The sequence below is a fragment of the Blautia sp. MB18-30 genome (assembly GCF_023669475.1).
Classification (GTDB): Bacteria; Bacillota; Clostridia; order Lachnospirales; family Lachnospiraceae; genus Blautia_A; species Blautia_A fusiformis.
Genome location: NZ_JAMOYY010000032.1, coordinates 19,918 through 29,351 on the forward strand (window position 1 = coordinate 19,918; position 9,434 = coordinate 29,351).

General features: G+C 43.8%; 7 protein-coding genes. All 7 read left to right on the forward strand.

All coding sequences use genetic code 11. The annotated features are described in order from the left end of the window. Positions 1–48 precede the first annotated feature (48 nt). The 7 genes from NCY57_RS13045 to mmsB all read left to right on the forward strand — a co-directional run bounded on the left by NCY57_RS13045 (position 49) and on the right by mmsB (position 9,365). Positions 49–1,077 carry a sugar ABC transporter substrate-binding protein gene (locus NCY57_RS13045; protein ID WP_092070236.1) on the forward strand — a complete coding sequence of 343 codons (1,029 nt, stop codon included), beginning with the start codon at positions 49–51 and terminating at the stop codon, positions 1,075–1,077. Beyond that, complete coding sequence (locus NCY57_RS13050) at positions 1,055–2,563, forward strand: sensor histidine kinase (RefSeq protein ID WP_022426665.1); 1,509 nt, start codon at positions 1,055–1,057, stop codon at positions 2,561–2,563. Before NCY57_RS13045 ends, NCY57_RS13050 begins: the two co-directional genes overlap by 23 nt. Continuing rightward, positions 2,541–4,139, forward strand: coding sequence for a response regulator transcription factor (locus NCY57_RS13055; RefSeq protein ID WP_250789744.1), 1,599 nt, complete (start codon positions 2,541–2,543; stop codon positions 4,137–4,139). Before NCY57_RS13050 ends, NCY57_RS13055 begins: the two co-directional genes overlap by 23 nt. Positions 4,140–4,144: 5 nt before the next feature. After that, positions 4,145–5,224: a sugar ABC transporter substrate-binding protein gene (locus NCY57_RS13060; protein WP_250789745.1), complete on the forward strand. Its 1,080-nt coding sequence runs from the start codon at positions 4,145–4,147 to the stop codon at positions 5,222–5,224. Between the two features lie 308 nt (positions 5,225–5,532). Continuing rightward, positions 5,533–6,561 (forward strand): multiple monosaccharide ABC transporter substrate-binding protein, encoded by a 1,029-nt coding sequence (chvE, locus tag NCY57_RS13065; protein WP_227588556.1) that lies wholly within the window; start codon positions 5,533–5,535, stop codon positions 6,559–6,561. 85 nt (positions 6,562–6,646) lie between these two features. After that, positions 6,647–8,185 (forward strand): multiple monosaccharide ABC transporter ATP-binding protein, encoded by a 1,539-nt coding sequence (mmsA, locus tag NCY57_RS13070; RefSeq protein WP_173736835.1) that lies wholly within the window; start codon positions 6,647–6,649, stop codon positions 8,183–8,185. A 4-nt stretch (positions 8,186–8,189) separates the two neighbouring features. Further along, complete coding sequence (gene mmsB, locus NCY57_RS13075) at positions 8,190–9,365, forward strand: multiple monosaccharide ABC transporter permease (protein ID WP_250789746.1); 1,176 nt, start codon at positions 8,190–8,192, stop codon at positions 9,363–9,365. Positions 9,366–9,434 lie beyond the last annotated feature (69 nt).

The window sequence follows — 9,434 nt, forward strand, 5'->3', positions numbered from 1 at the left end:
TGATAAACTGAAACCCGGAATGTTTTGTGAAACAGAATGGAGTGTATTATGAAAAAGAAATCAGCTTGCATCCTGCTGGTTTTTGCTGCCGTGATAGTACTTACTTATATGACAGGAGAATCCTATTATAGAGGAATCAGTGAAAAAGCAGGGTTGGATGAACAGGAAGAGAAAATATATAAATACCAGTACGACATGATCGTGGACAGCCCCGATTCCCAGTTCTGGCAGGCAGTATATGACAGTGCGAAGAAAAAAGCAGCTCAGAATAATGTACTGCTTGAGATCATGGGGCCGGACAGAGAAACATCCTATGATAAACTTGATTATATGAATATGAGCATTGCGGCCAAGGCGGATGGTATTATCCTGCAGTATAATGGAGAAGCCGGTCTGGAAGAAGCAATCAATACTGCAGTAAGAAACGGAATACCGGTGGTTACAGTCATGAGTGATGCGGTGCACAGCCGCCGCCAGAGCTTTGTGGGAGTCAGCGATTATCAGCTTGGCATGGCTTACGGGGAAATTGTTGCCAAATACGTGGATGAGAACACGAAGAAGATCCTGATTCTGCAGAAACGGGACATTGATGATATGAACGAAAGTCAGATATACACTCAGATCAGCAATGCGGTGAAGATGGCAGCTGGTTCTGAGGATATTGAGATCAAGGGAAGGAATCTTCTGTCAACAGGAACCTTTGAAACAGAGGAGGCAGTTACTGATATTTTTCAGCAGAAGCGGAATGTTCCGGATATCCTTGTGTGTATGGATGAGGAGACAACGGAGTGTGCAAGACAGGCAATTCTGGATTTCAACCTTGCAGGAAAAGTGAAGATCATTGGTTATTATACATCTGAGGATATTCTGGCGGCAGTTGAAAAAGGTGTTATTTCAGTTACCTGTGATGTGGACACGACCCAGCTGGGACAGTACAGTGTGGAGGCAGTTACCAGCTATATAGAAGATGGAAGAACCAATTCTTTCTACAACGTAGACATTAATTTTCTTGACAGAACAGCAGTGAAGAAGATGAGGAGGGAGGCAGTCACAGATGAAAAAGATCCGTTGGAGTGACTTTTCTCTTGTAAGCAAGATCATGATCGAGGTTGGCGTGCTGGCAGTTTTACTGTTCAGCATCAACATGCTGTTTTATGCGCGGATCAACAACTCCATGCAGGAGATGGATGATGTGTATGCCAGCAATGCCCAGATCACAGAGCTTGGGCAGGTTTTTGACGATGTGCAGGACAGTATGTACCAGTATCTGAAGGTAAAAAACTCTCAGGCACTGATGGATTATTATCAGAATGAGGCGAAATACAGGCAGGAGCTGGAGAAGTTAAATGAACGGAATATTGATGATTCCGTAAAACTTCTGGAGAAGAAGATACGTAAGATGTCAGAATCATATCTTTCCTGTACCGCAGGAACTGTAGCTGCCAAGAGAGGCAGGAATGTGGAGAAATATAAGCAGGAATATGATGAAAGTCTGGAGCTTTATAGTTATATCCAGAGTTCTATGGATGAGCTGAACAAGCAGCTTTTTAAAGAAAATTCCCAGACTTATGCAGCTCTCCGGGCGGTTATGAGATATCTGGAGATCAGTAATATGATGATCATGCTTCTGGTGGTGATCTGTGGGATGTTCCTTCTGATCATGGCAACAAGGGAGATGTTCCTGCCGCTGACTAATATGGCAGAAACTGCACAGCTGGTAGGTCAGGGGAATTTTAATGTAAAGATGCCCCCAGCAGATTCCAGGGATGAGCTTGGAACGGTAACAAGAGCCTTTAATACCATGGTGGATAATCTTGGTCTTTACATTGCCAGGACAAAGGCCAGCATGGAAAAAGAACAGCAGATGATAGAGAGGGAGCTTTTGATGGAAACACATCTCAAGGAGGCACAGCTTAAGTATCTCCAGTCTCAGATCAATCCGCATTTCCTTTTTAATTCCCTGAATGCAGGAGTACAGCTTGCAATGATGGAGGATGCAGAAAAAACCAGTATCTTTGTGGAAAAGATGGCAGATTTTTTTCGCTACAATGTAAAGAAGGGTGAGGAAGATGCCACACTGGAGGAAGAACTGGAGGCTGTGGACAATTACATTTATATTCTGAATGTACGGTTTGCCGGGGACATCCATTTTTCAAAAAAAGTGGAATGTGATGTGGAAAATGTACGTGTTCCCAGTATGATCCTGCAGCCGGTTGTGGAAAACGCAGTCAATCATGGAATCCGGAATATAGATTGGGAAGGACATATTGATCTCAGTGTGGAGAAATGGAACGACCATATTGAGATCAGTGTTCGGGATAACGGACTGGGCATGACCGGAGAACAGATACAAAGAGTACTGTCAAAAAAAGTCCACAGCAGTTCAGGCGAGGGTGATTCCACGGGAATTGGAATGAATAATGTGATCAGCCGTCTGGAACTGTATTATGAGCGGGACGGATTAATGGAAATATACAGTGAAGGTGAAGGAATGGGAACAGAGGTAGTGATCAATATTCCTCTGGAGAGGAGCGAAAAAAATGTACAGAATCCTGATTGCTGATGATGAGGGGATCATGCTGGAATCCCTGAAAAATATTATAAGTTCCAACTATGGAAATGAATGTGAGATCCATACAGCCAAGACAGGCCGTGTGGTTGTGGAGGAGGCGGAGAAATATCCGCCGGATATCTGCTTTATGGACATTCAGATGCCGGGCTTAAGTGGGATCCAGGCAATCCGGGAAATTCAGAAATTTAACAGATCTGTGGTCTTTGTGATCATTACAGCCTATGATAAATTTAATTATGCCAGGGAAGCGGTAAATCTTGGAGTTATGGAATTTCTTACCAAGCCGGTAAACAAAAAGGTGATTCTGGAAACATGCTCCAAAGCTATGGAAAAGGTAGATTACACAAGACAGAAGCGAAGCGATGATCTCCGTATCCGTGAAAAGCTGGAGACAGTTGTGCCCATGATCGAAAGCGGATATATCAATAATATTCTTCTGCAGGATGATTTTCAGACATATCAGGATAATTACAGGGAGCTTCTGGATATCCGGGAAGAATATGGATATATGATCGTGGCTGAATTCGGGGATTCCACGGAAAATGGCGTTCTTACCAATGCGGTGGGGGCCAGTGTGAAGGCAAACAAATTTTATTCCACATTCCGGGAAATCGCTCAGGGATTTTTTGAATGTCTGGTAGGACCCATTATGGGAAACCGTATTGTACTGCTTGTTCCATACCGTAATTCCAGGGAGTCCTATGAGGAACGTGTGGAGGTTGTAACAAGAACCAGAAACATGGTACATAAGCTGGAAAGCAGGATCGACAGTAAATTTCGCTGTGGTATCGGCCGGGTGAAGGAGATGGGAAGCACCATGAAAGAATCCTTCAAGGAGGCCATGATCGCACTTCGGGAAAGCACCAGCCATGTTATACATATTGAGGATGTTCCGGCTGCACAGAAATATGACGGCGAATATCCAAGAGATCTGGAACATCGCTATGAAAAGCGGGTGATGGATAAGGATGTGGCAGGAGCTTTAAGCTGTGCCGAGGAATTTATCAGGTGGATGGAGAAGCAGCCGGGAGTAGATCTGGAGGACATGCGCATCAAGATCCTGGAGCTTGTGATGGGAGTGGAAAAAAAGGCCTTTTTTGCAGGTACCGTGAAATATGCGATCAGCTGCCGCAGAAATTATATTCATGAGATCCAGGAATATACAGATATAGAAGGAATGAAAAAATGGTTCCTGGGCAAAACATCAGAAATCTGCAGTAACATGGAAAGTGCAAGGGAAAAAGAAGCGGTTTCTATTATCGAAAAAGCAAAGTCCTATATTCGGGACAATTACAAAAAAGATATTTCACTGGATGAGGTGTCACGGGAGGTGGATATCAGCCCTTATTATTTCAGCAAGCTTTTTAAGCAGGAGACCGGAGGAAATTTTATCGAGTATCTTACAGAAGTGCGGCTTCGGAATGCAAGAGAACTTCTCAAGGATTCAGGGCTTTCCATCAAGGAGATCTGTGCGGAATCCGGATACAGCGACCCAAATTATTTCAGCAGGATATTCAAAAAATACGAAGGCGTGACACCAAGTGAATTCAGAGAGAGGTTGAGGTAGACAATATGAGCGGGGGGAAAATGATCAGGAAGCTGTTGATCTTGCTGTGTCTGTTGACATTGATGCTGAATGGCTGCGCTTCCGAAAAAACAAAGCAGACAGCTGCACAGGAAAACGATACAGAGGAAGACAGTGGTGAAAAGAAAATTCAGATCGGTCTTACAGTGGATTCCTTTGTTATTGAGAGGTGGATTCGTGACAGGGATGCATTCGTGGCAACCGCAAGGGAATTGGGAGCGGAAGTGAATGTTCAGGATGCGGGAGCAGATACAAAAGAGCAGATCAGCCAGATCGACTATTTTATCAGGAAGCATATGGATGTGATCGTGATCATTGCCAGAGACTGCAAGGCATTATCTGAGGCTGTGGAGCGTGCCCACAATGTAGGGATCAGGGTGATCTCCTATGACCGTATGGTAAATGATGCGGATACAGACATGTATATTTCCTTTGATAACCGGAAAGTCGGAGAGGTCATGGCACAGTCCATGATGGAAGTGATCCCTAATGGCGGAAAGATTTTTATGGTCCAGGGATCTGCTTCAGATAACAATGTGGACATGGTAAAAGAGGGATTTGAAGACACTCTGAAAAACAGTGATCTGAAGGTGGTTTACGAAGCCAACTGTGAGGGCTGGGTCGCGGAGCTGGCAGCAGATTATGTGGAGGAGGCACTGGAAGAGTACCCCGATGTAAAGGGAATCATGTGTGGAAATGATGATATTGCCAGCCAGGTGATACAGGTTCTTGCGGAAAACCAGCTTGCCGGACAGGTGATCGTGGTAGGCCAGGATGGTGATCTGGCTGCATGTCAGCGTATTGTAGAAGGAACCCAGTACATGACAGCATTTAAATCTATCGAAGATCTGGCATGCCAGGCAGCTGAATATGCGGTGAAGATGGCAGAAGAGGGAAAGCTTCCGTCAGATGTGACAGATACCATGAACGATGGAAGCTATGATATCCCGGCGAAGGTGCTGGAACCGGTTGCCGTTACAAGAGATAATATTGATGAGGTGATCATTGACGGCGGTTTCCACAGAAGGGATGAAGTATATCTCAATACAGATTATGATACAGAGTAATGGAGAACAGATTGCATACCGGCATATATGTGGTGGTGAAATTCTGCAAGTAATGTGGCAGTGTAGCCATATGTGCAATAATACACAATTATGACAAAAATCAATAGCAGATTTTTGGTGCAAAAATGTCTTGCCTGATGCAGGGCATTTTTCTTTTGCAAAAAAATGTCTCTGTCATTGCCAACTATGTCCAGACAGTCCTGTGCTATAGTAACATCATCGAAGGAAACGTGATTCCAAAAATAAATAATGAAACGGAGGATTTTACAATGAAAAGAAAAATGGTATCTGCACTTCTTTGCGCAACAATGGTAGCTGGTATGGTGGTAGTTCCGGCAGCAACAGCACAGGCAGCAGACAAGAAACTGATCGGTGTTACCATGCCGACCAAGGATCTCCAGAGATGGAACCAGGATGGCGATAACATGAAGAAAGAGCTGGAGGCAGCAGGATATGAGGTAGACCTTCAGTATGCATCCAATGATGTAAGCACACAGGTTTCCCAGCTTGAGAACCAGGTAGCAAACGGATGTGACCTTCTGGTTGTGGCATCCATCGATGGAAGCAGCCTTGGCGAGCCTCTGAAACAGGCCAAAGAAAAAGGAATTCCGGTTATCTCTTATGACCGTCTTCTTATGAATTCCGATGCAGTAACCTATTATGCAACATTTGATAACTACAAAGTAGGTCAGAAACAGGGCGAGTACCTGGTAGATGCACTGGATCTTGACAATCAGGACGGACCATTTAATATTGAGCTGTTCACAGGAGATCCTGGCGATAACAACTGTAACTTCTTCTTCGGTGGTGCAATGGATGTTCTCCAGAAATACATCGATGACGGTAAGCTGGTAGTAAAATCCGGTCAGACAGAGTTCGAGCAGGTTGCTACAGCTAACTGGGACAGTGCAAAAGCACAGGACAGAATGGATACTATCATCGCAGGTAACTACTCTGACGGAACAAACCTTGACGCAGTTCTCTGCTCCAACGATTCCACAGCCCTTGGTGTTGAGAATGCACTGGCAGCTTCCTACACAGGAGAATATCCGATCATTACTGGTCAGGACTGTGACACACCAAACGTTAAGAACCTTGTAGCAGGAAAACAGGCAATGTCTGTATTCAAAGATACAAGAGCTCTTGCATCTGCAGTAGTAAAAATGGTTGACTCCATCATGAAAGGTGAGGAGCCGGAAGTGAACGATACAAAATCCTATGATAACGGAACCGGTGTCATCCCGACATACCTTTGCGATCCGGTTGTTGTTACAACAGATAACTACAAAGAGATCCTGATCGACTCCGGATACTACACAGAGGATCAGATCAAATAATCAGAATTTTTAAGAAAGAAATTTATCACATGCAGGCGGGGAATATAACCGCCTGCATGAACAGTGGAAAGGGAGGGAAATTGAGTTGGCTAAGATACTTCTGGAAATGAAAAATATCACCAAAACTTTCCCAGGTGTAAAGGCACTGGATAATGTTAATCTCCAGGTCGAGGAAGGCGAGATCCACGCACTGGTAGGTGAAAACGGTGCCGGTAAATCTACATTGATGAATGTATTAAGTGGTATTTATCCGTACGGTTCGTATGAAGGAAATATTATTTATGATGGTGAGATCTGTAAGTTTAACACTATCAAAGACAGTGAACATAAAGGAATTGTAATCATCCACCAGGAACTTGCTCTGATCCCGTACATGACCATCGGGGAGAACATGTATCTGGGTAATGAAAGAGGCAAAAGCTTTTCCATCAACTGGAATGAAACTTATGGAGAAGCAGATAAATATTTGAAAATAGTAGGACTGGAGGAATCCTCCAGAACTTTGATCAAGGATATTGGTGTAGGTAAGCAGCAGTTGGTTGAGATCGCAAAGGCACTTGCAAAGAATGCAAAGCTGCTCATTCTGGATGAGCCTACCGCATCACTGAATGAAGATGACTCCAAAGCTCTTCTGGATCTTCTTCTGAAATTCAAGAAGCAGGGAATGACCTCTATCATCATTTCCCATAAATTAAATGAAATCTCCTATGTAGCAGATAAGATCACAGTTATCCGAGATGGATCTACCATTGAAACACTGGATAAAAAGAAAGACGATTTTTCTGAGCAGAGGATCATTCAGGGAATGGTTGGACGTGAGATGACAGATCGGTTCCCGAAACGTCCAAATGTAAAGATCGGCGATGTTTCCATGGAAGTTAAGAACTGGAATGTTTACCATCCTCTGTATACAGAACGTAAGGTGGTAAATAACGTATCCTTTAAAGTACATAAAGGAGAGGTTGTCGGTATTTCAGGACTGATGGGAGCAGGACGTACAGAATTGGCCATGAGTATTTTTGGCAAGAGCTATGGAACTAAGATTTCCGGCCAGGTGTTCATGAATGGAAAAGAAGTGAAGCTGAATACAGTTCAGGAGGCTATTGACAACAAGCTCGCCTATGTTACAGAGGATCGAAAAGGAAACGGATTGATCCTTTCCAAGTCCATAAAGATGAACACTACGCTTGCAAACATGTCCGGTATCAGTAATGGAAAAGTGATCGATACGGATAAAGAATACGCAGTTGCTGAGGAATACAGGAAGAAACTGAAAACCAAGTGTCCGACAGTTGAGCAGAATGTCGGAAACCTGAGCGGTGGTAATCAGCAGAAGGTCCTTCTTGCAAAATGGATGTTTGCAGAGCCGGATATTCTGATCTTGGATGAACCTACAAGAGGTATTGACGTAGGTGCTAAATATGAAATCTACTGTATCATCAATGACCTGGTCGCAGCAGGAAAATCTGTGATCATGATCTCTTCTGAGCTTCCGGAAGTGCTTGGAATGTCAGACAGAATCTATATCATGAACGAGGGCAGATTCGTAGGTGAGGTAAGTGGTGAGGAAGCTACATCTGAGCTGATCATGTCCAGGATCGTGAAGTCAGGTAAAGGAGAGTAAGAAGATGGAGAAAAAGATTAGTTTTTCAGAAATATTAAAAAAATATACCATGGTCATTGTTCTGGTATTTGTTGTGATCATGTTTTCTGTGAACACAAAGGGCGTTATGCTTCTTCCGCAGAATGTAAATAACCTGGTAGCCCAGAATGCATATGTATTTATTCTTGCAACCGGTATGCTGTTCTGTATTTTAACAGGTGGTAACATCGATCTGTCAGTTGGTTCTGTTGTATGCTTTGTTGCTGCTGTCGGTGGTAAGATGATGGTTCTCAACAGTATGAACCCGTATCTCACTATGATCGTGATGCTTCTTGTGGGTATTGCCATTGGTGCATGGCAGGGATTCTGGATCGCTTATGTACGAATTCCTCCATTTATTGTTACTCTGGCAGGTATGCTTGCTTTTCGTGGTCTTTCCAACGTAGTTCTGGAAGGACAGACCCTGGCCCCGATGCCGGATGCTTATCTGGCTCTGTTCAATAACTATATTCCGGACTTCCTTGGTGGAGGTGAAGGATTTAACAGAACATGTTTTGTAGTTGGCATTATTGTCTGCATCCTCTATGTTGCACTTGTTATGAAAAACCGTGCAGACCGTGCAAAAAAAGGCTACAGTGTTGAGTCTTTCGGTGGTGTTGCAGTGAAGATGGTTCTGATCTGTGTAGTTGTTCTTGCATTCATGTTCAGACTTGCTCAGTACAAAGGTATCCCGAATTCTCTTCTCTGGGTTGCAGTGATCATCGCGATCTATACATACATTGCTTCCAAGACTACAACAGGCCGTTATTTCTACGCAGTTGGTGGTAATGAGAAGGCAACAAAGCTTTCCGGTATTGATACGAACAAAGTTTATTTCCTTGCTTACTTGAACATGGGTCTTCTGGCTGCTATCGCAGGTATGGTGACAATGGCCAGATTGAATTCTTCCAACCCGCAGGCTGGTACAAACTTTGAGATGGATGCGATCGGTGCTTGTTTTATTGGTGGTGCTTCTGCTTATGGTGGTACCGGTACAGTTCCTGGTGTTATCATTGGTGCACTTCTGATGGGTGTTCTGAATCTTGGTATGAGTATCATGGGTATTGACCAGAATATCCAGAAGGTTGTTAAAGGTATGGTTCTTCTGGCAGCGGTTATCTTCGATGTTGTCAGCAAGAGAAAATCTTTTATCGTAAAATAATAATAGTCAGCGAATCAGGACAGCAGGTTTTCGGAGTGATCCGGAACCTGCTGTTTTTGGGTGTATATA